Source organism: Acidovorax sp. Leaf160 (assembly GCF_001424265.1).
Lineage (GTDB): Bacteria > Pseudomonadota > Gammaproteobacteria > Burkholderiales > Burkholderiaceae_C > Paracidovorax.
On sequence record NZ_LMOV01000025.1, the window covers coordinates 193,276 to 216,867 of the forward strand.

Sequence of the window (23,592 nt, forward strand, 5' to 3'; positions counted from 1 at the left end):
AGAGCTCGCCGCGGCCCCGGCGCGCGGTCAGGCGACGGGCGACGGGCCGGCCAGCGTCCGGGCGGTGCCGTTCTGCCAGCGCCACGCGTCCTCGCACATGCGATCGAGCCCGAGGTGGGCGCGCCAGCCGAGCAACTGCTCGGCAAGCGCCGGGTCGGCCCAGCACTGCGCCACGTCGCCGGGCCGGCGCGCCACCACCTGATAGGGCACGGGCCGGCCGCTCGCGCGCTCGAATCCGCGCACCATCTCCAGCACCGACACCGGCCGCCCGGTGCCCAGGTTCACCGTCAGCAGCCCGGGGTGGCTCTGCAGGTACCGCAGCGCGGCGACATGGCCTTGCGCCAGATCGGTCACGTGGATGTAGTCGCGCACCCCGGTGCCGTCCGGCGTGGGGTAGTCGTCGCCGTACACGCTGAGCGTGGGCCGCAGACCGGCGGCCACCTGCGCCACGTAGGGCAGCAGGTTGTTGGGCACGTCGCGCGGGTCTTCGCCGATCAGCCCGCTTTCATGGGCGCCCACCGGGTTGAAGTAGCGCAGACGCGCGATGCGCCACTGGCCCGGCTCGGCGCGGTCCACATCGGCCAGCACCTGCTCCATCATCAACTTGGTGGATCCATACGGATTGGTGGCCGAGAGGGGAAAGTCCTCGCGGATGGGCAGCGAGGCCGGCTCCCCATACACCGTGGCCGACGAGGAGAACACCAGCGTGCGCACGTCAGCCGCCTTCATCGCCTGCAGCAGCGTGACGGTGCCGGCCACGTTGTTGTCGTAGTAGCGCAGCGGCTCGCGCACCGACTCCCCCACCGCCTTGAGCGCGGCGAAGTGGACCACGGCGTCGATGCGCTGCTCCCGCAACACCTGCGCCACAGCATTGCCGTCGCGGATGTCGGCATCGATGCAGAGCGGACGCCATCCGATGATCTGTTCCAGCCGATCGAGCACGGACGGACGGCTGTTGGAGAAGTTGTCAAGTACCGCGAAGGGCAGCTGCGCTGCCGCAAGGGCGATGCAAGTGTGCGAGCCGATGAAGCCCGCCCCGCCTGTAACAAGAATCAAGGTGCTGTTCCTACAAATTGTTAATTGAATATCGGATAGAAACGCAGGCAAGAAAAGCCCTATCAGAGGACACCCGCTGCGCTACGACGCTTCGCGCGGTGCGGAATTTCACAAAATAGTTAACCGCTGTGCATGGACCCACGGCAAATTTCTGCGATGTCCCGTTCAACTTTGTTAACAATTGCATCGTACCCAGCTACAGGTTCGGTGACTTTCCGCCGCCTCTGATGACCGTGCTTATGCCGCTTGTCACCCGTTCGCGCCCGTGCATTGTGCGCGGCGCGGCACCGGCCTGCGCCTCGCTGCACTGCGTGCAGCGGTGGCTCCGGATGCTGCTGCTGATCGCGCTGCTGGTTCCGCTGGCTGGCCAGGCGGCTCCCGCGTCTCCCGCCGTGGCGGTGCACTACGGCAGCAAGGCCCCGCTTTCCGACCTCAAGGTGTTCGACATCACCGTGGTGGAACCCGACCACGGCCAAGACCCGGTGAAGTTCAAGCAAACGACCGGCAGCGAGCTGTTCGCCTACGTGTCCGTGGCGGAGGTGCAGGCCAGCCGCCCGTACTACGCGCGGATTCCTGCGGGCTGGAAGCTGGCCCGCAACGGTGCCTGGAACTCCGAAGTCATCGACCAGACCGCCGCCGACTGGCCCGCCTTCTTCGCCGACCAGGTCGTCGCGCCGCTCTGGGCCCGCGGGTACCGGGGCTTCTTCCTCGACACCCTCGACTCGTACCGGCTGGCTGCGCGCTTCGACGAGGCTGCGCAGCAGCAGGGCCTGGTGCGCGTGATCGAGACGCTGCACAGCCGCTTTCCCGGAATCCGGCTGATCCAGAACCGGGGCTTCGACATCGTGCCCCGGGTGAAGGACAAGCTCTTCATGGTGGCGGCCGAATCGCTGTTCAAGGGCTGGAACGCCACCGACAAGCGCTATGAAGACGTCAAGCCTGCCGACCGTGACTGGCTGCTGGGGCAGCTTCGCACCGTGCGCGACACCTACGGCCTGCCGGTGCTGGCGATCGATTACGTGGCCCCCCAGGACCGCGCCACCAGCCGCGAGACGGCCGAAAAGATCAAGGCGCTCGGCTTCATTCCGTGGGTGTCGGACGGCGACCTGCAGACCGTGGGCATCGGCGCGGTCGAACTGATGCCCCGCCGCGTGCTGATCGTCTACTACGGTGCCGAATCCCCGTCCATCAACTACTCGATCGCGCACCGTTTCCTGCAGATGCCGCTCAACCACATGGGTTACGTGGTGGACTATGCCGACATCGGCGAGGCGCTGCCGCAGGGCGTGCTGCGCGACCGGTATGCCGGCATCGTCGTTTCCTTCGGTGGCTTCATTCCCGACGGCTCGGCCCCTGCGGTCAGCCGCTGGCTGCAGGCGCGCATGGACGAAGGCATGCCGGTGGCCGTCATGGGCAGCCTCGGCATGGTGCCGGACGAAGCGCTGGCGGGCCGGCTGGGCATCGAGTCGTCGCCCGAGGCCGCGCGGGGCACGCTGCGCATCACCCGCCAGCACCCGATGATGGGCTACGAGACGGCCCCGGCTCCCCCGGTGGCGCCCTTCGCGCCTGTCTATCTGACGCCTGCCGCAGCCGCCCAGGCGCAACCCCTGATCGAAGTGACCGACCAGCGGGGCAAGCCGGGCGTGGCGGGTGCGCTCATGCCGTGGGGCGGCTTCATCCTCGACCCCTACGCGCTGGTGGACGTGCCGGGCACCGAGTACTTCCGCTGGGTGATCGACCCGTTCGCTTTCCTGACCCGGGCGCTGTCGCTGCCGGCCCTGCCCGTGCCGGACGTTACCACCGAGAACGGCCGCCGGCTGTTCTTCTCGCATGTCGATGGCGACGGGTTTCCCTCCCGCGCCGAGCTGCCCGGCAGCCCGTTCGCCGCCAGCGTGCTGCTGGCGGAGATCTTCCAGAAGTACCGCGTGCCGCAGACCATGTCGGTCATCGAGGCCGAGATCTCGCCGAATGGCTTGCACCCCGACCTGAGCCCCGCGCTGGAAGACATCGCGCGCCGCATGTTCCGGCTGCCGCATGTCGAAGTGGCCAGCCACACCTATTCGCACCCCTTCCTGTGGGACCGCAACGTCAAGCACGGCGTGTTCGACGACAAGGGCGAGGCGGCCATCAACCTGAGCCTGCCGGGCTACAGCATGGACCTGCGGCGCGAGATCGTCGGCTCGACCGAGTACATCAACCGCCGGCTCGCCCCTGCGGGCAAGCCCGTGAAGATCCTGCTCTGGTCGGGCGACACGGCCCCCAGCGCCGAGGCCCTGGCCATCACCGAAGACGCCGGCTTGCTGAACCTCAATGGCGGCGACACCTCCATCACCCGCGCCAATCCGTCGATCACCGCGATCGGCGCGCACGGCATCCAGAAGCAGGGCCGGCTGCAGGTGTATGCGCCCATCACCAACGAGAACATCTACACCAACCTGTGGCGCGGGCCCTACTACGGCTACGAGCGGGTGATCGAGAGCTTCGAGATGACCGACAAGCCACGCCGCATCAAGCCCGTGGACATCTACTACCACGTCTATTCCACCAGCAAGCGCGCGGGCCTCAACGCGCTGCACAAGGTGTACCGCTGGGCGCAGGCACAGCCGCTGCACCCGGTGTTCGCTTCCGAATTCATCCGCAAGGTGCGGGACTTCCACACCTATGCCGTCGCGCGCGACGGCGAAGGCTGGCGCGTGCGCGGCGATGGCGAACTGCGCACGCTGCGCCTGCCGCCGGCCCTGGGCGTCCCGGCCATGGGCGCCAGCCAGGGCGTGGCGGGCTACGCGCCCGGCGTGGAAGGGCCCTATGTGCACCTGGCCAGCGGCCGGGCCTGGCTCAAGACCGCTGCCGCTGCCGCCAGCCCGGGCAGCGCTGAAACGTCGCGCTCGCCCTATCTGCGCGACGCCAACGCCCGCATCAATGGCTGGACGCCGCAGAACGCCAGCGGCCAGACCGCCTTCGACCTGAAGGGCTTCGGCCCGCTGGAATTCGCGCTCGCGGGCGCCAGTGGCTGCCAGGTACAGGCCAATGGCCGCGCGCTGGCGCCGGCCAGCGCTTCCGTTTCCTCTTCCACTTCGAACTACCGCCTGCCCGATGCTGCTGCGCACATCCAGATCCTCTGCCCGGTCCGCTGAGCGCCCCATCCTCGCGCCGGCCTGGCTGATCGCGCTGCTCGCCCTGCTGGTGGGCGGCGCCCTGGTGCTGCTCTACCCGCGCCAGGATCTCGAACGCCGCCTGTCCGACACCACGGACACGGCGCTGTCGGTGAGCTACCTGAACAACCTGCTGCGCAGCGATCCCGAGAACCCCCGCCTGCGGCTGCTGCTGGCGCAACGCCAGATCGCCCAGGGCGACGCGCTCGATGCCCGCGCCACGCTGCAGCCCGCGCTGGAGTCCAGCAACGAAGAGCTGCGGCGCGAGGCGCTCTGGGTGCTCTGGGAGCTGTCGTATGCCGAGTGGGTGCGCAGCCCCGAAGACGACCCCGTGCGCCGCGAGGCGATGCGTGGCCAGCTGCGGGCGCAGCTGGAGTCGCTCGCCCGGCAGCAGTGGTCCACCGACCGGCAGATCCAGTTGGTGCGCCTGGCCGCGCAGTTCAACGAACCCGCGGTGGGGATCGAGCTGAACCGCCGGCTGGCCGAGGCCGAGCCCGATCCGCGCAAGGCCGCCCTGCTGTATGAGCGCGCGGCCAAGGAGGCGCTGGCCCAGTCCGACTACGTGGGCTGCGCCGAGCTGTACATGCTGGCGCGCCGCGTCACGCCGGACCCGCAGCAGGCCAAGGCGTACTTCCTGACCGGCGTTCGCGCGCTGCAGTCGGGCAACCAGCCCCTGGCCGCGCTGCAGCTGGCCGAGCGCGAACTGGGCAATCTGGCGGATGACCGCGAGACGCTCTTCATGCTGACCAACCTGGCGCGTGCCGCGGGCCGGCCCGACGTGGCCGATCGCTTCGTGCGCAAGCTGCTGCGGCTGGCGCTGCTGCCGCAGCAGTGGCCCGAACAGGCGCTGGCTGCGCTGGCCGCCATGGCCCAGCCCGAGACCGCCCTGGCCCGGCTGCGCCCGGTGGCCTACCGTGCGGTCGCGCCAGCACCGGCGCCCGAATCCCGATACGACGACGGCGCCCACCTGCTGCGTCCGCCGGTGATCGGGTTCGGCGCCGCCAATCAGGGCGGCAGCGGCTGGGCGCTGCGCCCGGTGGCCGGCCCTGCGGCTGCGGACTCGGCGAAAGGCAGCGCTCGCCCCGACCTGCTGCCCTTCGACGAGAAGATCTACACGCTGGGCTACGAGGTCTTCCTGGAGAACCGCAAGCAGGAAGACGCCTGGCTGCTCGCCCGCGCCGCCGTGCAGCAGCGCCCGGACGATCTGGTCTGGCGCGAGCGGCTCGCGCGCGTGTCGGACTGGACGCAGCGCCCCGCCGTCGCACTGGAGAACTGGCTCTACCTGGCCCGCAAGACGCAGCGCGACGATGCCTGGCAGTCGGTGCTGCGGCTGGCACCCGGTCAGTTCGACGACGGCGCGCTGGTGCAGGCGCTGCGCTACGAGCTGCAGCGCAAGCCGGGTGACGAGCGCCTGGTGCGCGAACTGGTCGCCGCCTACGAGCGCCTCGGCGAGCCGCAGCCGGCCATCGACTACCTCCAGCAGCACGCCCGCACGCCCCGCCTGCAGGAGCTGCTGGCGCAGCTTGCGGACCGCGCGGGCCAGCCGGAGGTGGCCTTGGCGGCCTGGCGCCAGCTGCTGTCGACCCCGGCCGAGGTGACGCCCGCCCGGGCCATGCAGGCCGCCATCCTGGCGCTGACGCACGGCCGTGGCGACGAAGGCCTGCAGTGGCTGGAGGCCGCCCGCCGGCAGTCGCCCCGGCCCGAGGAAGCTACCGACTACTGGCGCCTGACCGGCCAGCTGGCGGAAGCGCGCCAGCGGCAGTCGCTGGCGATCGATGCCTACCGCACGCTCGCGGCCAGCGAAGATGCCGCCGTCTCCGACTACGACGCGCTGATCCGCCTGCTGCAGACCGACCAGCCGCTGGAAGCCGCACGGGTATCGACCCAGGCATGGCAGCGCTTCGACGAGCCGCGGCATTTCATCAACGCGCTGACGCTCTACGTCAACGGCAACCGCTGGGACACCGTCCGGTCGCTGCTGGCGCAGGCCGATGCCCGGCCCGACGCCCGCAAGCGATCGCTGGCGCGGCTGTCGGAATCGCCCGAATTCCTGCGGCTGGTGGGCGTGTACCACCAGCACGAGGGCCGGCCCGACCAGGCACGCCGCTACTTCGAGGCCGGCCTGCGCCTCAGCCCCGACTCGGACGCGATGCGCCAGGCGCTGCTGTGGCTGTTCATCGACGGCAACGATCCGGTGGCACTGCGCGAGCTGCTCGCCCGGCAGGAACGCTCCTGGGCGCGCGACGAGGAAATGCACGACGCGCTGGCGTCCGCCTACCAGGCGCTGTCGCTGCCGCAGACGGCGCTCGACCGGTACCTCACTCCGCGGCTGAAGCAGCACGAACGCAACTTCCTCTGGCTCATGAACTATGCGGACGCGCTGGACCAGAACCAGCAGACCGACCGGTCGTGGCGGCTGCGGCGCCATCTGCTGTCGCAGGAATGGCAGGCCGCCCGCACGCCTGGAGCGCCCGGCACGCCGCCGCTGACGGCGGACCAGACGCGCCGCCGCTGGCTGACCGAGGAAGGGCTCGACACCACGCGGCGGGTCGCCCGCACCCGCCTGGTGATCACGCAGCGCCCGGGCGATGCCTCGGTGGACGTGCTGCGCGAACTCCTGCGGCTCGACCGGGACGCCGCCGGCAACCTGTCGAACGCGGCGGCGGAGACCGCCATCGGCTGGCTGCAGGATGCCGCCGAATACGGGGCCGAGCGCGGCTTCCTCTGGCAGCAGTACGCCCGCGCACAGGGAACGCGGGCCAACCGCCCGCTGTGGGCCGAGGTCACGCTGGCCCTGGCCGAGAACGACAAGACGGCGTCGGGCCAGTTGCTGCAAGAGTTTGGTGAACGCCTGCCCCGCTACGACCGGGTGAACGCCGCCCGCGCGGTGAACGACCTGCGCGAAGCGCAGACCGCCGCCTTCGAGACCCAGAACGACCAGCACGACGACCAGCCGCTGCACCTGCAGCTGACCGAGAGCCTGCTGGCCTTCAGCGATCACGCAGGCGCCAGGGTGACCTACCAGGACCTGGCAGGCATGCGGGAGACCCAGACCGAGGCGGTGCTGCACCTGGCGCTGAGCCCGCGCCTGTCGCTGGACCTCAACCTGGTGCAGACCAGCCGCTGGGCATCGCGCGACAACGCGGTCTTCCAGCCGCCGCAGGAACGCGGCATCGACGCGGAACTGCGCTGGCGCCACCGCGATGGTGAGACCCTGTTCCGCGCGGGCCGCCGGGAGAGCGACCGCGCCTACACGCCGCTGGCCATCGAGCACGAGCAGCGAATCGACAACCGGCTGTCGTGGCGCTTCGACGTTGGCAGCGACCTGCCCAGCCAGGACAGCCTGGCGCTGCGCATCGCCGGCATGAAGGACCGGGTGGGCCTGAGCCTGCGCTACCAGCCCACGCGCCAGGACGAGTTCGTCGCCGCGCAATGGGCCGAGCGCTATCAGCTGCAGTCCGGCGGCAACCTGGGCAGCGGCCGCCACACCTCGCTCAACTACACCCACACCTACCGGCAGGAAGCGCCGGTGCTGCAGTTCGGCGCGTTCTGGTCCACCCACGACTACCGCCGCCGCGACCTCGACTCGCTGTCGGCATCGGACCAGGGCTTCCGCCGCTACCTGCCGCCGTCGATCACCGACGTCGGGCCCGACTACTTCCTGCCCGACAACTTCCAGTTCTACGGCGTGCAGCTGTCCACCAACATGCGCTACGAGCAGGAATACACGCGCGCCATCCGGCCTTACGCCAGTGTCAGCCGCACCTGGCACAGCCAGCTCGGCCCAGGCTACGGCCTGCGGGCAGGCTTCGCCGGCTCGCTGCTGGGCGCCGACCACATCCGGCTCAGCTGGGGCCTGGCCAAGTCCGGCGTGCAAAACCAGGGCCTGACGCGCGACCTGCAATTCAGCTACCGACTTCATTTCTAACGCGACCACGAGAGGACCACCATGCTTCCACACCGCACCCTGCTGCAGCGCCTGCAGACCATCGCCGCGGGCAGCACGCTCTTGCTGCTGGCGGCCTGTTCCACCATCGACCGGGGCCAGCCGCCCGTGCTGCAGCCCAACGCCACCTGGGTGGTGCTGCCCTTTGCCAACCACACGGAAACGCCGCTGGCCGGCAACCGCGCCGAAGCCATCGCCGAGGCATTGCTCCACGCGCGCGGCGTCGGCCGCGTGCAGCGCTACCCCGCCAGCACGCAGCAGGAAGCGCTGTTCGACTCCGGCGACGCCAAGCGCCAGGAGGATGTGCTGGCCTGGGCCCGCAGCCAGCAGGCCCAGTACGCACTGACCGGCGCCGTGGACGAGTGGCGCTACAAGGTCGGCGTGGACGGCGAGCCGGCCGCGGGCGTCACCCTGCGCATCGTCGACGTCGCCACCGGCAACACGCTCTGGAGCGGCGCGGGCGGCAAGAGCGGCTGGAGCCGCGAGGCGCTCTCGGCTGTCGCGCAGAAGCTGATCCGCCAGCTGCTCGACTCCGGCCTCGCCGGCGCCCGCTGAACGCCCGTCCGCCATGGCCCCCGAGACGATGACCCCTGACGCCCGCCGCCGCTCCGTCGGCAGCACGGCCATGCCCGAGCTGAAGAACAAGTCCGCGGCCAGGAGCCACCTGCCCGCCAATCTGCTGGGCAAGCTGGCCGTGACCGATGCCCGCCCCTGGGTCACGCTGCTGGAGATGGCCTTGCTGCCGCTCATCGCGGTGGGGCTGGGGCTGCTCTGGAAGCCCGAAGACCCGCTCTGGATCGACAGCGGCTTTCCCTGGGCGTGGCTCGCGGTCGTCATCGTCGCGTTGCGCTACGGCCCGCTGGCGGGCCTGGGCAGCGCCTGCATCCTGCTGGTGGTCTGGCTGGGGATCCATGTCGGCCACTACGACGCGTTTCCGCAGGCCTACTTTCTGGGCGGCCTGATCCTGGTGCTGCTGGTGGGCGAGTTCTCCAGCCTGTGGCAGGCCCGCACCCGGCGCGCGGAGAACGTGCAGCTCTACCTCGACCAGCGGCTCGAGCACCTGGTGCGCCAGTACTACCTGCTGCGCCTGTCGCACGACCGGCTGGAGCAAGAGCTGATCGGCCGGCCCATGTCGATGCGCGATGCGCTCGCCGCGCTGCAGAGCATCGGCTCGCCCGACCGTACGCCCGAGGACGGCGCCCAGGTGCTGCTGCGGCTGCTGGCCCAGTACTGCCAGATCGAATCGGCCGTGCTCTACCCCGTGCGCGGCGACGACGTGGATGCCGACGCCGTGGCCCGCATCGGCGCGCCGACCCCGCTCGAACCCACCGATCCGCTGATCCGCCAGGCGCTGGAGACGCGGCGCCTCTGCCATGTCAGCCAGGCCGTGGCGCACGGCCAGCACAGCCGCTATCTGGCGGCCGCGCCGCTGCTCGATCTGGGGGGTGAGCTGTACGGGCTGCTCGTGATCGACGACATGCCGTTCTTCTCGCTGCAGGACGAGAACCTGCAGACCATCAACCTGCTGCTGGGCTATTACACCGACGGGCTGGCGACGCAGACGCTGTCGCGCCCCATCGTCGAGGCGCTGCCCGACTGCCCGCCCGAGTTCGCCTTCGAGGCGCAGCGCCTGGCGCATATCCACGAGACCACCCAGGTGCCCAGCGTGATCGTGGCCCTGGAATGCCTGCCGCGCGCGGTGGAGCGGGGCGTGCCGGCCCAGATCGAGCGCCTCAAGCGCGAGCTGGACGAGAGCTGGCTGATCCGCGGGCCCGAGCGCCAGGTGCTGGCCATGCTGATGCCGCTGGGCGACGCCGCCACGGCCGAGGGCTACATCACCCGGCTGGAAGCCTGGTCGAAGCAAAAGAGCGGCCAGCCGCTGGAGGCCGCCGGGGTGTTCCCCCACATCGTGCCGCTGGCGAGCGGCGCTCCCCTGGACGTGCTGCAGCGGCTGCACGCGCTGGCCCATGCTTAACCTGAAGTTCGCGCTCTCGGCCCTGGCGCTGGAGCTGGGCGCCTGGACGGGCCCGCTGCTGATGCACGGCCGCTCCGACGTGGCGCTGGCGAGCTACCTGCTGATGCACGCGCTTGCCTGCCTGATGCTGTCGCTCTGCCTGCTGCCGTTCCTGTCGGGCGAACAGGCCCGCCCGCGCCTGCCGGTGCTGGCGCTGCTGGCGGTCTTCAGCTACGGGGTGCCGGTGGCGGGTTTCCTGGGCGCCGTGCTGGCGGTGGTGATGCTGCGCATCTACCGCACGCCGGTCGCGCAGGGCGAATTCGAATCGCTGCAGCTGCCCGAATTCGACCTGCACCAGCGCATGCAGGGCAGTTTCCGGCAAGCCGGCATGCGCTCGTTCCTGGGCAACAGCAACGCACCGATGCAGACCCGGCTGCGGGCCATGGTGGCGCTGCAATACGTTTCGGGCCGGGTGGCATCGCCGCTGCTGCGCTCGGTGCTCAGCGATCCCAGCGAGGATTTGCGCCTGCTGGCCTACGGCATGCTCGACACGCTGGAAAAGCGCATCAACCGCACCATCGACGTGGAACTGGACGCGCTGCGCCAGGCACAGGCGGAAGAAGGCCAGGGACCGGACGGCCGTTCCGGTGGGCCACGCACCAGCGAGTCGGCGCACCGCCTCTCCGACCTGTATTGGGAGCTGGTGTATCAGGAACTCGTGCAGGGCGACCTGCGCGCGCACGCGATCCACGAGTCGCTGCGCTTTTGCGACATGGTGCTGATGAGCGAGCCCGACCATCCGCAGCTGAATCTGCGCCGCGGCCGCCTGCTGCACGAGACAGGGCAACTGGAGGCGGCCGGTGCCGCCTACCTGCGCGCGCGCGAACTGGGGCTGCCGGCCACCCGCGTGCTGCCCTACCAGGCCGAACTGTGCTTTGAACGGCGCGACTTCCAGGGCACGCGCGCCCTGCTGGACGAACTCAGCCAATGGACGGCATTGCCGCGCCTGAAGCCGGTCGTCGATTACTGGAACACGCCATGACCCACCCGCGCGCCGCGGACGCCGACATCGCGCTGCTGCTGGAAGGCACCTTCCCCTACATCAGCGGCGGTGTCTCCAGCTGGATCCACCAGATCATCCGGGCCTACCCGGAATACCGCTTCGCCATCGTGTTCCTCGGCAGCCGCCGCCAGGACTACACGAAGTTCAAGTACGAACTGCCGCCCAACGTGGTGCACTACGAAGAGCATTTTCTCTACGACCACCTGAGCAGCGAAACCCAGCCCCTGGCGCGCCGTGGCGACGAGGCCGCCTTCGCCATGGTCAAGTCGCTGCTGGGCGCCATGGAGAGCGGAGACCGCGCCGCCGGCATGGAGGCGTTTCGCGCCATGGTCCGCGAGATGCAGCCGGGCGGGCGCTTCCAGCTCGAAGACTTCCTCTACGGCGAGCGTGCCTGGGACCTGATCTGCGAGGGCTACCGCACCCACTGCACCGACCCTTCCTTCGTGGACTATTTCTGGACCGTGCGCATCATGTACCAGCCGCTCTGGACGCTGGCGCGGGTCGCGCAGCAGCTGATTCCGGTGCGCATCGTGCACTGCGCCTCCACCGGCTACGCAGGCTGCCTCGGGGCGATGGTGGAACAGTTCCGTGGCACGCCGCTGGTGCTGTCCGAGCACGGCATCTACACCAAGGAACGCAAGATCGATCTCTTCAAGAGCGACTGGATCCGCGACAACCGCAACCTGTTCCAGCGCGACCCGACCGAGCTGTCGTATTTCCGGCAGATGTGGATCCACTTCTTCGAGTGGCTGGGCCGGTTCTGCTACGCATCGGCCGACCCGATCATCGCCCTCTACGAAGCCAACCGGCAGCGCCAGATCGCCGACGGCGCGCCGCAGGAGCGCACCTTCAACATCCCGAACGGCATCCAGCTGTCGCGCTTCGCGGCGCTGCGCGCCGAGCGCCCGGCCAACGTGCCGCACGTGCTCTGCCTGATCGGCCGGGTGGTGCCGATCAAGGACATCAAGACCTTCATCCGCGCCATGCGGCGGGTGGTGAACCAGCTGCCCTCCGCCCAGGGCTGGATTGCCGGCCCCGCCGAGGAAGACCCGGCCTATGCGCTGGAATGCGAGAACCTGGTGCGCAGCCTGGGCCTGGAGCAGCATGTGCGCTTCCTCGGCTTTCAACGGGTCGAAGACCTGATGCCGCGCATCGGCCTGGTCGTGCTGTCGTCCATCAGCGAGGCCCTGCCCCTGGTGGTGCTGGAGGGCTATGCCGCGGGCGTGCCCACGGTGTCCACCGACGTGGGATCGTGCCGGCAGCTGGTGGAAGGCCTGGACGAGGACGACCGCGCGCTGGGTGCCTCGGGCCAGGTGGTGCCGATCGCCGACCCGCAGCGCCTGGCCGACGCGGCGCTGTCGCTGCTGCGCGACGAAGACGCCTGGCATGCCGCCAGCCGCGCCGCCATCGCCCGCGTGGAGCGGTACTACACCGACACGCTGATGTTCCAGCGCTACCGCGCCGTGTATGAAGAAGCGTTCGCCAGAACGCAGGGAGCACGCTGATGGCCGGCATCGGATTCGAGCTGCGGCGCATGCTGCGCAAGGACACGCTGGTCAGCCTGGTGCAGGCATACGCCTATGCGGGCGTGATCGGCTCCGGACCCTGGGTGTTCTCCATCGTCGGCATTCTGCTGATCGGTATCTTCAGCGCCAGCGTGGTGGTGCCGGCGTTCTTGGTCACCCAGTTCCAGACATCGGTCACCTACCTGGTGGCGGGCAGTCTCATCCTGACCGGGCTGGTGCAGCTGGCGTTCACGCGGTTCGTGTCCGACCGGCTGTTCGAGAAGCGCCGCGACCTGATCCTGCCCAACCTGCACGGACTGATGCTGGTGGTGACGGCCGCTGCCGGTGTGCTGGGCACGCTCGCCCTCTTCCTGCTGCTGCCCAACCTGGGCCTGCTCTACCGCATGCTGATGCTGGCCGGCTTCACGCTGATGTGCGATGTCTGGGTGCTGACCATCCTGCTCTCGGGCATGAAGCGCTACAAGGCGATCGTCGGCCTGTTCGCGCTGGCCTACGTGCTGATCGTGGTCAGCGCGCTGCTCATGCGCCCCTGGGGGCTGGAAGGCCTGCTGGGGGGTTTCGTGCTCGGCAACTACGTGCTGCTGGCGGGCATGTGGATTCTGGTGGTGCGCGAATTCAACCCCAAGGGCCGGCTGATCGCCTTCGACTTCGCCGAGCGCAAGCTGCTCTACCCCTCGCTCATGGCCATCGGCCTGCTCTACAACTTCGGGGTGTGGGCCGACAAGTTCATGTTCTGGTACTTCCAGCCCACCTCGCAGCCCATCGTGGGCGCGCTGCGGGCCTCGCTGATCTACGACCTGCCCGTGTTCCTCGCCTACCTGTCGATCATCCCGGGCATGGCGGTGTTCCTGGTGCGCATCGAGACCGACTTCGTCGAGTACTACGACAAGTTCTACGACGCGGTGCGCAGCGGCGGCTCGCTCGAATACATCGAGACCATGCGCGACGAGATGGTGTATTCCATCAAGCAGGGGCTTGCGGAGATCGGCAAGATCCAGGCGCTGGCCGTGCTGATCACCTTCGTGGCAGGCCCGGCGCTGCTGGCCTGGCTGGGCATCTCGCGCCTCTATCTGCCGCTGCTGCACGTGCAGGTGGTGGGCGCCGGCCTGCAGGTGGGCCTGATGGCCATCCTCAACGTGTTCTTCTATCTGGACCAGCGCCGCATCGTGCTGTTCCTGTGCCTGCAGTTCGTGCTGCTCAACATGCTGCTGACGGCGTTCACGCTGTATGCCGGCGCTGCGCTCTACGGCTACGGGTTCACGCTCGCGACGCTGGCGACGCTGTGCACCGGGCTGGTGCTGCTGTCGCGCCAGCTGAGCCGGCTGGAGTACGAGACCTTCATGCTGCAGTGACCGTGGGCGGGTGCCTCCCGCCTTTTCTTCCACCCCACCGCCGCCGCCTGCCATGCCCCTGCCACGCTTTCGCCTTCCCGTCCGCCTCGGCGGCCTGTCACTGGGTGCGCTGCTCGCCGCCTGCGGTGGAAGCGGCGGCGGCAGCAGCACGCCCGAAGCGCCCCCGGCACCGGCGCCCAGCACGGTGGCCGTGACCCTCACCGCGCCCGCAGCGCAGGAGGTGTTCGAGGTCGATGCCCCGCTAAGCATCCGCGCGCAGGTCACCATCAACGGGGCGCCCGCGAGCGACGGCACGCCGGTCCGGTTCGCCGCCACGTCCGGCACGCTGGCTGCCGCGGCCACCACCGCCCAGGGCGGCGTCGCCACCGCCACGCTGACCCAGGCCACGCCGGGCCGCCAGCAGCTCACCGTGTCGGCCACGGCGGCGGACGGGCAGTCGGCCACCACCACGCGCACGGTCTATCTGCGGCCCGCGCCGCGGCCGCTGGAGGTGCTGGTTCCGGCGTACTTCTATCCCACCCCGTCGGGCTCGCCCTGGGACCAGCTCGCCGCCGGTGTGCAGGCGGTACCCGGCGTGTCCGTCACGGCCATCCTCAATCCGTCCAACGGTGTGTTCACCGCCCCCGAGGCCCAGTACACGCGCGCGGCCAGCCAGTTCGTGGCGGCCGGCGGCAAGGTGATCGGCTACGTGCACAGCAACTACGGCACGCGCGCGCTCGCGGCCGTGCAGGCCGACGTGGACAACTACCTGCGCTTCTACGGCCGGAGCATCGTGACCGGCATCTTCGTGGACGAGATGTCCTCGGACACGCGCCAGCTGGAGTACTACCAGTCCCTCTACCGCTACATCAAGGCGCAGGGCAGCGCGCTGCGCGTGGTGGGCAACCCGGGTGCCGTGCCGGACGCCGCCTATGCCGCCGTGGCCGATGTGCTGGTGACCTACGAAGGGCAGCGCGCCGGGCTGCTGGCCTACGACCCACGGACCAGCACGGCGGCTTCCTGGCTCTACGCCCGCCCGAACACTTCGGTCGCCCTGCTGGGCCACAACATCCCCACCTGCGCCGCCATGCAGGAGGCCCTGGCGGCGGCGGCCACCGCGCGCTACAACGCCGGGCCGGTGTTCTTCACCGACGGCGAATACGATCCGGTCCTGCGCACGGGCAACCCCTGGGCGGGGCTGCCCCACTACTGGACGGCGCTGCTGCAAAGCGTGGATGCGCTGAACCGGGGGCGCCCGCTGCCCACCTGCTGATTGACCGGCACCCGGCATCCACCATCTCCCAGCACCCGCCATCCCCAGCCGGCAACACGGCGGCCCGCACGACAGTCCGGGCGACAACCCTTGTCCATGGAAAAACGCCCGCGACTGCGGGCGTTTCGTTTCGCGAGGCAGCCGGGGCCGGCGCCCTGCCGGGGTCAGCCGGCCAGCTCGTCCGCCCGGGCCTGCGCCGCGGCGAAGTCCAGGTCGCCCGAGTAGATGGCGCGGCCGCAGATCACGCCTTCCACGCCTTCGCTCTCCACCGCGCACAACTGGTCGATATCGGCCATGCTGCCGAGGCCGCCCGACGCGATGACGGGGATGGTCAGCGACTGCGCCAGCTTGACGGTGGCGTCGATGTTGATGCCCGACAGCATGCCGTCGCGGCCGATGTCGGTGTAGATGATGGACTCGACGCCCCAGTCCTCGAACTTCTTGGCCAGGTCCACCACTTCATGGCCGGTGAGCTTGCTCCAGCCGTCGGTGGCGACCTTGCCGTCCTTGGCGTCCAGGCCCACGATGATGTGGCCGCCGAAGGCGCTGCAGGCGTCCTTCAGGAAGCCAGGGTTCTTGACCGCAGCGGTGCCGATGATGACGTAGCGCAGGCCGCCGTCGATGTATTTCTCGATGGTGTCCATGTCTCGGATGCCGCCGCCCAGCTGCACGGGAATGTCGTCGCCCACCTCCTTGAGGATGGACTTGATGGCCGCGTAGTTCTTGGGCGTACCGGCGAAGGCGCCGTTCAGGTCGACCAGGTGCAGGCGGCGCGCGCCGGCATCCACCCAGCGCCGCGCCATGGCGGCCGGGTCTTCGCCGAAGGTGGTGGATTGGTCCATGTCACCTTGCTTGAGGCGCACGCAGTGACCGTCCTTGAGGTCGATGGCGGGGATGAGCAGCATGATCGAAGGGGAGCGCGATGGGAGCGCGAAGGGCTGGAGCGGCCAGGGGGCCGGGTTGATGAAGGGAACTCAGGGATTCCAGTGCAGGAAGTTGCGGTAGAGCGCCAGGCCCTGCTCCGCGCTCTTTTCCGGGTGGAACTGCGTGGCAAAAATATTATCGCGTGCGATGGCCGCCGCGAACCAGCCACCGTAATCGGTTTCGCCTGCCGAGTGTGAGGCCTCGCGCGGCACGGCGTGGAAACTGTGCACGAAGTAGAACCAGCTCTCGTCCGGGATCTCGCCCCAGACCGGGTGGGCCTGGCCCGACGGCCCCACGGGCGTCTTGCGCACCCGGTTCCAACCCATCTGCGGCACCTTGTAGCGACTGCCGTCGCCTTGCGTGCGCCCGGCCAGATCGAATCGCACGACCTGGCCTGGAATCAGGCCGAGCCCGGGCGTGTCGCCCTCGGCGCTGTGGTCCAGCAGCATCTGCATGCCCACGCAGACGCCGAAGAGCGGCTTGTTCGCGGCAGCTTCCAGCACGCTGTCCTGCAGGCCGGACTCGCGCAGCTCGCGCATGCAGTCGGGCATGGCGCCCTGCCCTGGCAGCACCACGCGCTGGGCGGCCCGCACTTCGTCGGGCCGCGCCGTGACGACGACCGTCCAGCCGGTGCCGGCGGCGGCGGCCTGCACGGCCTGCGACACGGACCGCAGATTGCCCATGCCGTAGTCCACGACGGCCACGGTCTTTGCTTCACTATTCATAGCAGGGTGCGCAGGAGGGACAAGCGCCAGAGGCCGATTGAGCCCTAAAAATTACAGGGAACCCTTGGTCGAGGGAATGACACCGGCCGAACGCGGATCGCGCTCCAGCGCGAAGCGCAGCGCGCGCGCGAAGGCCTTGAAGATGGTTTCGCACTGGTGATGGGCATTGAAGCCCTTGAGGTTGTCGATGTGCAGGGTGACGCCCGCATGGTTCACGAAGCCCTGGAAGAACTCGTACACCAGCTGCGTGTCGAGCTGGCCGATGCTGCCCGCCGTGAACTTCACGTCCATGTGCAGCCCGGGGCGGCCCGAGAAATCGACCACCACGCGCGACAGGGCTTCATCGAGCGGCACGTAGGCATGGCCGTAGCGGCGGATGCCCTTCTTGTCGCCGACGGCCCGCGCGAACGCCTGGCCGATGGTGATGCCCACGTCTTCCACCGTGTGGTGGCCGTCGATGTGCAGGTCGCCTTCGCAGTCCACCTGCAGGTCGATCAGCCCGTGGCGGGCGATCTGGTCGAGCATGTGGTCGAAGAAGCCGATGCCCGACGAGAGGCGCGCTGCACCGCTGCCGTCGAGGTTGATGCGCACGCTGATGCGCGTCTCGGCGGTGGTGCGGGTCACTTCGGCGATGCGGTCGGCCGAAGCGTCGCCGGTGGAGGACGGCGAGGACGACGTGGGGATGAGTGCGGAGGAAGTCATAGGGAAGCCTGGAGCGCGGCCAGCATCTGGGCGTTGTCGGTGGCGCTGCCGACCGTCAGGCGCAGGCATTGGGCCAGCAAGGGGTGCATTGTAGAAACGTTCTTGATGAGGACCTTGCGCGCCTTCATGCCCTCGAACACCCGGGCCGCATCGGCCACGCGCACCAGCACCATGTTGGCTTCGCTGTCCCACACCCGTTCGATGCCGGGCATCGCGCGCAGGTCGGCCAGCAACCGGGTGCGGGCGGCGCGCAATTCTTCCGCCTGGGCGGCGAACACCTCGGCATGCTCCAGCGCGAAGAGCGCGGCTTCGCAGTTGAGCACGCTCACGTTGTAGGGCGGGCGCACCTTGTCGATCTCGTTCACCAGCGCCGCAGGCCCGATGAGGTAGCCCAGGCGCACGCCGGCCAGGCCGAACTTGCTGAGCGTGCGCATCAGCAGCACGTGGGCATTGCGTTCGGGCTCGGCGCGCATGCGCGTGATCCAGCTGCGGCTGGCGAACGGCTGGTAGGCCTCGTCCATCACCACGATGCCGCCCTGCCCGCCCACGGCGTCCACGATGCGCTGCACCACGGCTTCGTCCCACAGCGTGGCGGTCGGGTTGTTGGGATAGGCGATGTACGTGATGGCGGGCCGGTGCTCGGCGATGGCGGCGAGCATGGCCGTTTCATCCAGCTCGAAGTCGGGCGTGAGCGGCACGCCGACGAAATCCAGCCCCTGCAACTGCGCGCTCATCGGGTACATCACGAAGCCGGGCATGGGTGCCAGCAGCCTGGCGCGCGCGCCTTCGTGCGGCTGCGCGCAAGCCAGTGCCAGCAGGGTGATGAGTTCGTCGGAGCCGTTGCCCAGCAGCACGGCGCTGCCTTCGGGCGCGCCGGCATAGTCGGCCAGCGCGGCCTTCAGGTCGTTCTGGCGGGCGCCGGGGTAGCGGTTCAGCGCCAGGGCGCCCAGCCGCTGGCCGAGGGCGGCCTGCAGGTCGGCCGGCAAGGAGAACGGGTTCTCCATGGCGTCCATCTTCAGGGCGCCGGTGGAGGGCTGCACGGCGTAGGCGTGCATGGCGCGCACATCGGGGCGGATGCGGTCCAGCGCCCGCTGGACACTGGCGGTGGAAAGCGGCTTGGCGGTCGTGCTCATGCGGCATCCTTTGCGCCGGCGGAACCCGGCATGGCCCGCGCCGGCGGCACCGGCTGCAGGCGCAACTCGGCCGCGCGGGCGTGGGCCTGCAGGCCTTCGCCGTAGGCCAGTTCGGCGGCGATGGCACCCAGCGTCTGCGCGCCCTGTTCGCTCACCTCGATCAGGCTGCTGCGCTTCTGGAAGTCGTACACGCCGAGCGGCGACGAGAACCGCGCGGTGCCGCTGGTCGGCAGCACGTGGTTGGGGCCGGCGCAGTAGTCGCCCAGGCTTTCGCTGGTGTAGGCCCCCAGGAAGATGGCGCCGGCATGGCGCAGCAGCGGCTCCCAGCGGTGCGCGTCGCGGCTGGAGACTTCCAGATGTTCGGGGGCGATGCGGTTGCTGATGGCGCAGGCCTCTTCCATGTCCTTCGTCAGGATCAGCGCGCCGCGCCCGGTGAGGCTCTTGGCGATGATCTCGGCGCGCGGCATCTCGGGCAGCAGCCGGTCGATGGCGGCCTGCACCGCGTCGATGTAGGCGGCGTCGGGGCACAGCAGGATGGATTGCGCCAGTTCGTCGTGTTCGGCCTGGCTGAAGAGATCCATGGCCACCCAGTCGGGCGGTGTGGTGCCGTCGGCCAGCACCAGGATTTCGCTCGGGCCCGCGATCATGTCGATGCCGACGGTGCCGAACACGCGCTTCTTGGCGCTGGCCACGTAGGCATTGCCCGGGCCGGTGATCTTGTCCACCTTGGGCACGGTGGCCGTGCCGTAGGCCAGTGCGGCGACGGCCTGCGCGCCGCCGATGGTGAAGGCGCGGGTGACGCCGGCCACATAGGCAGCGGCCAGCACCAGCGGGTTCTTGGCGCCCTGCGGCGTGGGCACCACCATGATGATCTCGCCCACGCCCGCCACGTGCGCCGGGATGGCGTTCATCAGCACGCTGGACGGATAGGCCGCCTTGCCGCCAGGCACGTAGATGCCCACCCGGTCGAGCGGCGTGACCTTCTGGCCCAGCAGCGTGCCGTCTTCGTCGCGGTAGCTCCAGCTCTCGCCACTGGCCCGCTTCTGCGCCTCGTGGTAGCGGCGCACCCGCGCTGCGGCAGCTTGCAGGGCATCGCGCTGCACGGCGGCCAGCGCGTCGAAAGCGGCTTTCAGCTCGGCCTGGGTCAGCTCCAGCGCAGACATGCTCTGCGCCTGCAGGCCGTCGAATCGATGGGTGTACTCCAGCACGGCCGCATCGCCGCGCTGCTGCACGTCGGCCAGGATGTCGGCCACGCGCTGTTCGATGGCGGCGTCGGTGTCGGCAGACCAGTGCAGGCGCTGCTGGAATTTCTGCTCAAAATCGGTATCAGCGGTGGACATGAATGCGGGTTTAGCTATCAATTTCATAGTCATTCACTCGAATCCGCGGCGGCGTCGGACTGCGTGTTCTGCAGATAGAACTCGTGCAGCTTCGCACGCAGCAGCGCCTTGTCGGGCAATTGTGTCTGGTACTCCGCGATCAGCGAGGGCGAGGTGCTGCGGCTCAAGGCGTATTCGACCACCTCGTCGTCCTTGCTGGCACACAGCAGCACGCCGATGGCAGGACGCTCATGGGGTTTCTTGACGTCGCGGTCCAGCGCTTCGAGGTAGAAGTTGAGCTTGCCCAGATATTCCGGCTCGAACCGGCCCACCTTCAGTTCGATGGCCACCAGGCTGTTGAGGCCGCGATGAAAGAACAGCAGGTCGAGCGCGAAGTCCCGTCCGCCGACCTGCAAGGGGTATTCGCTGCCGACGAAGCAGAAATCCCGGCCCAGCTCGATCAGGAAGTCCTTGAGCCTGGCGAGCAGGCTTTGGTGAAGGTCGGCTTCGGCATGGCTGGCTGGCAGCCCGAGGAATTCGACGACGTAGCTGTCTTTGAAGATGCTGGCGACGTCCGGGTGGGTTTGCATCGCCAGGGGCGAGGCTTTCAGCGGATGCAGCACCGTTCGCTCGAAAAGGGCGGCCTTGAACTGACGCTCCAGTTCCCTCTTGCTCCACCTCTCACGAGCCGTCAACCGAACGTAGAACTCACGCTCTTCAGGACGCTTGCCCTGGCTGAGGATGATCAGGTGATGAGTCCACGGAATTTGTCTCACCAGTGGTGCGACTAATTCGTTGCCTGCGTAGGCTTCGTACAGCTGCCGCATCCGGAACAGGTTGGCCCGGGTGAACCCGCGCAGCCCCGGCTGCGTGCGGGCCAGGTATCGGGCGAGTTCGTCCACCACGCCATCGCCCCACTCGGCCGCAGCGATCCTGCGGCTGATGCTCTCGCCGATCTGCCAGTACAAGTCGACCAGCAAGGTGTTGACCGCCTGCACGGCCTGCTGCCGGGATGCAGCGACCAGGCGGGCGATGTCGGCGAAATCGGCGGTTTGCGGAGCGTTGGTCACGACGTGGCCCGGCCTGTCTTCACTCGGGCGCGATGGCCCCGGCGAACGCATCGATGATGCGGCGCAGCGGTGCCTGCTTGAGCTTGAGCGCGGCCTGGTTCACCACCAGGTGCGAGCTGATGTCCATGATGCGCTCCACTTCGACCAGGTGATTGGCCTTGAGCGTGTTGCCGGTGGAAACCAGATCGACGATGGCGTCGGCAAGGCCCGTGAGCGGAGCCAGCTCCATGCTGCCGTAGAGCTTGATCATGTCCACGTGCACGCCCTTCGCGGCGAAGAAGTCGCGCGCGATGGAGGTGTACTTGGTGGCGACCTTCAGGCGGGAGCCCTGCTTGACGGCGCGCGCGTAGTCGAAGTCGCTCCGCACGGCCACGCTGACACGGCAGCGCGCGATGCGCAGGTCCAGCGGCTGGAAAAGGCCCTGGCCGCCGTGTTCGATCAGCGTGTCCTTGCCGGTCACGCCCAGGTCGGCGCCGCCGTATTGCACGTAGGTCGGCACGTCGGAGGCACGCACCAGCACCACGCGCACGTGCGGCTGGTTGGTCGGCAGGATCAGCTTGCGCGATTTTTCCGGATCCTCCAGCACCTCGATGCCGGCGGCGGCCAGCAGCGGCAGGGTTTCTTCGAAGATGCGGCCCTTGGAGAGGGCTAGGGTAAGGGTGTTCATAGGCTGTGTCATTGCTTGAGCGCCGCCGGGCCGCCCCAAGGCGCGAAGGCCCCCTCGGGGGGCAGCGAACCATGCGCAGCAGGGAGCGTGGGGGTCATATTCTTTCGATATCGGCGCCCAGGCCGCGCAGCTTGGCTTCCATGCAGTCGTAGCCGCGGTCCAGGTGGTAGATGCGGTCCACCACGGTTTCGCCGTCGGCCACCAGGCCGGCGATGACCAGGCTGGCCGAGGCCCGCAGGTCGGTCGCCCTCACCGTCGCGCCCGACAGGCGGGCCGCGCCTTCGACGACCGCCACCTTGCCGTCGGTGCGGATGTGCGCGCCCAGGCGCAGCAGTTCGTCCACATGCATGAAGCGGTTCTCGAAGATGGTTTCGGTGACCGTGGCCGTGCCCTGGGCCACCACGTTCAGCGCCATGAACTGCGCCTGCATGTCGGTCGGAAAGCCCGGGTATTCGGTGGTGCGGAAGCCCTGGGCCTTCAGGCCGGCGCCGCCGCCGCTGCGCACGCGGATGCCGCCCTCCTCGGCCTGCACCTGCACGCCGGCCTCGCGCAGCTTGTCGATCACGGCGTCCAGGTGGTCGGCGCGGCCGTGGCGCAGCAGCGCATCGCCGCCCGTGGCGGCCACGGCGCAGAGAAAGGTGCCGGCTTCGATGCGGTCAGCCACCACGCGGTGGGTGCAGCCGTGCAGGCGCTCCACGCCCTGGATGCGGATGCGGCTGGTGCCGTGGCCCTCGATCTGCGCGCCCATGGCGATCAGCATCTCGGCCAGGTCGGTGATCTCCGGTTCCTGCGCGGCGTTTTCCAGCACCGTGTCGCCTTCGGCGAGCGTGGCGGCCATGAGCAGGTTCTCGGTGCCGGTCACCGTGACCATGTCGGTGGTGATGTGCGCGCCTTTCAGCCGCGTGCGGCCGGCAGCCAGCTTGGCGATCATGTAGCCGTGCTCGACCAGGATCTCGGCGCCCATGGCCGTCAGGCCCTTGATGTGCTGGTCGACCGGACGCGAGCCGATGGCGCAGCCGCCGGGCAGCGACACCGTCGCCTCGCCGAAGCGCGCCAGCAGCGGGCCCAGCGCCAGCACCGAGGCGCGCATGGTCTTGACCAGCTCGTACGGGGCTTCGGGCGTGTTCAGGCCGCTGGCATCGATGTGGACGTCGGTGGAAACGCCGTTCTCCACCCGGTCTTCGCAGTCGGCCACGGCGGGCCGGTCGACGGCCACGCCCATGTTGCGGATCAGCGTGAGCATGGTGGCCACGTCCTGCAGGCGGGGCACGTTCAGCAGCGTGACCGGCTCGGCCGTCAGCAATGCCGCGCAGAGTTCGGGCAGCGCCGCGTTCTTGGCGCCGGAGATGAGCACTTCGCCGTGCAGCGGCCGGCCGCCGCGAATCAGGAGTTTGTCCATGGCGTTTCGCCCGATGTTCTTGAAGTCAAAAGCAGCTCAAGCGCCCTATCCACGGGCACTTCCAGCTATTATTTTTATAGCAATCGCAATGGCAGATCAGGGGTTCGCGGGCTGCGCCGCCCACTCGGCGGGCGTGAAGGTCTTCATCGACAGGGCGTGCACCTCGTCGGTGTGCATCTTGGTGCCCAGGGTGGCGTAGACGCGCTGGTGGCGCTGGATGGCGCGCTTGCCCTCGAACTCGGACGACACGATGGTGGCGTACCAGTGGCGGCCGTCGCCTTCGAGCGTGATGTGCTCGCACGCGAGGCCGGAGGCGATGAGGTGCTTGAGGTCGTCTGCGGTCATGGGGTTT

The 23,592-nt window shown here is 69.0% G+C and carries 18 protein-coding genes; 8 read left to right on the forward strand and 10 right to left on the reverse strand.

Going from position 1 to position 23,592, the window contains the following annotated elements; translation table 11 throughout:
• Positions 1–27: 27 nt before the first annotated feature.
• Entirely contained in the window at positions 28–1,056 is a 1,029-nt protein-coding gene (galE, locus tag ASF94_RS16145) for a UDP-glucose 4-epimerase GalE (protein WP_056668635.1), read from the reverse strand.
• Between the two features lie 311 nt (positions 1,057–1,367).
• On the opposite strand from galE, the gene ASF94_RS16150 reads away from it, so the two are divergent.
• Genes ASF94_RS16150 through ASF94_RS16185 form a run of 8 tightly spaced genes read left to right on the forward strand, consistent with a single transcriptional unit; the run spans position 1,368 to position 15,301 of the window.
• Positions 1,368–4,190 (forward strand): bifunctional glycoside hydrolase 114/ polysaccharide deacetylase family protein, encoded by a 2,823-nt coding sequence (locus tag ASF94_RS16150; protein ID WP_369818679.1) that lies wholly within the window; start codon positions 1,368–1,370, stop codon positions 4,188–4,190.
• Positions 4,150–8,136 carry a tetratricopeptide repeat protein gene (locus ASF94_RS16155; RefSeq protein WP_082493346.1) on the forward strand — a complete coding sequence of 1,329 codons (3,987 nt, stop codon included), beginning with the start codon at positions 4,150–4,152 and terminating at the stop codon, positions 8,134–8,136. Before ASF94_RS16150 ends, ASF94_RS16155 begins: the two co-directional genes overlap by 41 nt.
• Positions 8,137–8,157: 21 nt before the next feature.
• Positions 8,158–8,709, forward strand: a complete 552-nt coding sequence (locus tag ASF94_RS16160) for a penicillin-binding protein activator LpoB (RefSeq protein ID WP_056668640.1) — start codon at positions 8,158–8,160, stop codon at positions 8,707–8,709.
• A 13-nt stretch (positions 8,710–8,722) separates the two neighbouring features.
• The gene (locus ASF94_RS16165) at positions 8,723–10,129 is read left to right on the forward strand and encodes a PelD GGDEF domain-containing protein (protein WP_056668643.1); all 1,407 of its coding nucleotides are present in this window, start codon (positions 8,723–8,725) and stop codon (positions 10,127–10,129) included.
• A complete protein-coding gene (locus tag ASF94_RS16170) occupies positions 10,122–11,150 on the forward strand; it encodes a hypothetical protein (RefSeq protein ID WP_056668646.1) in 1,029 nt (342 codons plus the stop codon). Before ASF94_RS16165 ends, ASF94_RS16170 begins: the two co-directional genes overlap by 8 nt.
• Positions 11,147–12,676 carry a GT4 family glycosyltransferase PelF gene (gene pelF, locus ASF94_RS16175; RefSeq protein WP_056668649.1) on the forward strand — a complete coding sequence of 510 codons (1,530 nt, stop codon included), beginning with the start codon at positions 11,147–11,149 and terminating at the stop codon, positions 12,674–12,676. The genes ASF94_RS16170 and pelF overlap by 4 nt, the downstream gene beginning before the upstream one ends.
• Positions 12,676–14,049, forward strand: coding sequence for an exopolysaccharide Pel transporter PelG (gene pelG / locus ASF94_RS16180; protein WP_056668652.1), 1,374 nt, complete (start codon positions 12,676–12,678; stop codon positions 14,047–14,049). The genes pelF and pelG overlap by 1 nt, the downstream gene beginning before the upstream one ends.
• 52 nt (positions 14,050–14,101) lie before the next feature.
• Positions 14,102–15,301, forward strand: coding sequence for a spherulation-specific family 4 protein (locus tag ASF94_RS16185; protein ID WP_056668655.1), 1,200 nt, complete (start codon positions 14,102–14,104; stop codon positions 15,299–15,301).
• Between the two features lie 164 nt (positions 15,302–15,465).
• On the opposite strand, the gene hisA is transcribed toward ASF94_RS16185, so the two are convergent.
• The 9 genes from hisA to ASF94_RS16230 all read right to left on the reverse strand — a co-directional run bounded on the left by hisA (position 15,466) and on the right by ASF94_RS16230 (position 23,585).
• Positions 15,466–16,206, reverse strand: coding sequence for a 1-(5-phosphoribosyl)-5-[(5-phosphoribosylamino)methylideneamino]imidazole-4-carboxamide isomerase (gene hisA / locus ASF94_RS16190; protein WP_056668659.1), 741 nt, complete (start codon positions 16,204–16,206; stop codon positions 15,466–15,468).
• Positions 16,207–16,275: 69 nt separating this feature from the next.
• Positions 16,276–16,950 carry an imidazole glycerol phosphate synthase subunit HisH gene (gene hisH / locus ASF94_RS16195; protein ID WP_056668662.1) on the reverse strand — a complete coding sequence of 225 codons (675 nt, stop codon included), beginning with the start codon at positions 16,948–16,950 and terminating at the stop codon, positions 16,276–16,278.
• Between the two features lie 51 nt (positions 16,951–17,001).
• Positions 17,002–17,652 (reverse strand): imidazoleglycerol-phosphate dehydratase HisB, encoded by a 651-nt coding sequence (gene hisB, locus ASF94_RS16200; RefSeq protein WP_056668664.1) that lies wholly within the window; start codon positions 17,650–17,652, stop codon positions 17,002–17,004.
• Positions 17,649–18,785, reverse strand: a complete 1,137-nt coding sequence (gene hisC / locus ASF94_RS16205) for a histidinol-phosphate transaminase (protein WP_056668666.1) — start codon at positions 18,783–18,785, stop codon at positions 17,649–17,651. Before hisC ends, hisB begins: the two co-directional genes overlap by 4 nt.
• Complete coding sequence (gene hisD, locus ASF94_RS16210; RefSeq protein WP_056668668.1) at positions 18,782–20,152, reverse strand: histidinol dehydrogenase; 1,371 nt, start codon at positions 20,150–20,152, stop codon at positions 18,782–18,784. The genes hisC and hisD overlap by 4 nt, the downstream gene beginning before the upstream one ends.
• 2 nt (positions 20,153–20,154) lie before the next feature.
• Entirely contained in the window at positions 20,155–21,174 is a 1,020-nt protein-coding gene (locus ASF94_RS16215; protein WP_200933093.1) for a YhcG family protein, read from the reverse strand.
• Positions 21,175–21,193: 19 nt separating this feature from the next.
• Positions 21,194–21,841 (reverse strand): ATP phosphoribosyltransferase, encoded by a 648-nt coding sequence (gene hisG / locus ASF94_RS16220; protein ID WP_369818678.1) that lies wholly within the window; start codon positions 21,839–21,841, stop codon positions 21,194–21,196.
• A gap of 94 nt (positions 21,842–21,935) precedes the next feature.
• The gene (gene murA / locus ASF94_RS16225) at positions 21,936–23,240 is read right to left on the reverse strand and encodes a UDP-N-acetylglucosamine 1-carboxyvinyltransferase (protein WP_056668674.1); all 1,305 of its coding nucleotides are present in this window, start codon (positions 23,238–23,240) and stop codon (positions 21,936–21,938) included.
• A 96-nt stretch (positions 23,241–23,336) separates the two neighbouring features.
• Positions 23,337–23,585: a BolA family protein gene (locus tag ASF94_RS16230; RefSeq protein ID WP_056668676.1), complete on the reverse strand. Its 249-nt coding sequence runs from the start codon at positions 23,583–23,585 to the stop codon at positions 23,337–23,339.
• Between the last annotated feature and the right edge of the window lie 7 nt (positions 23,586–23,592).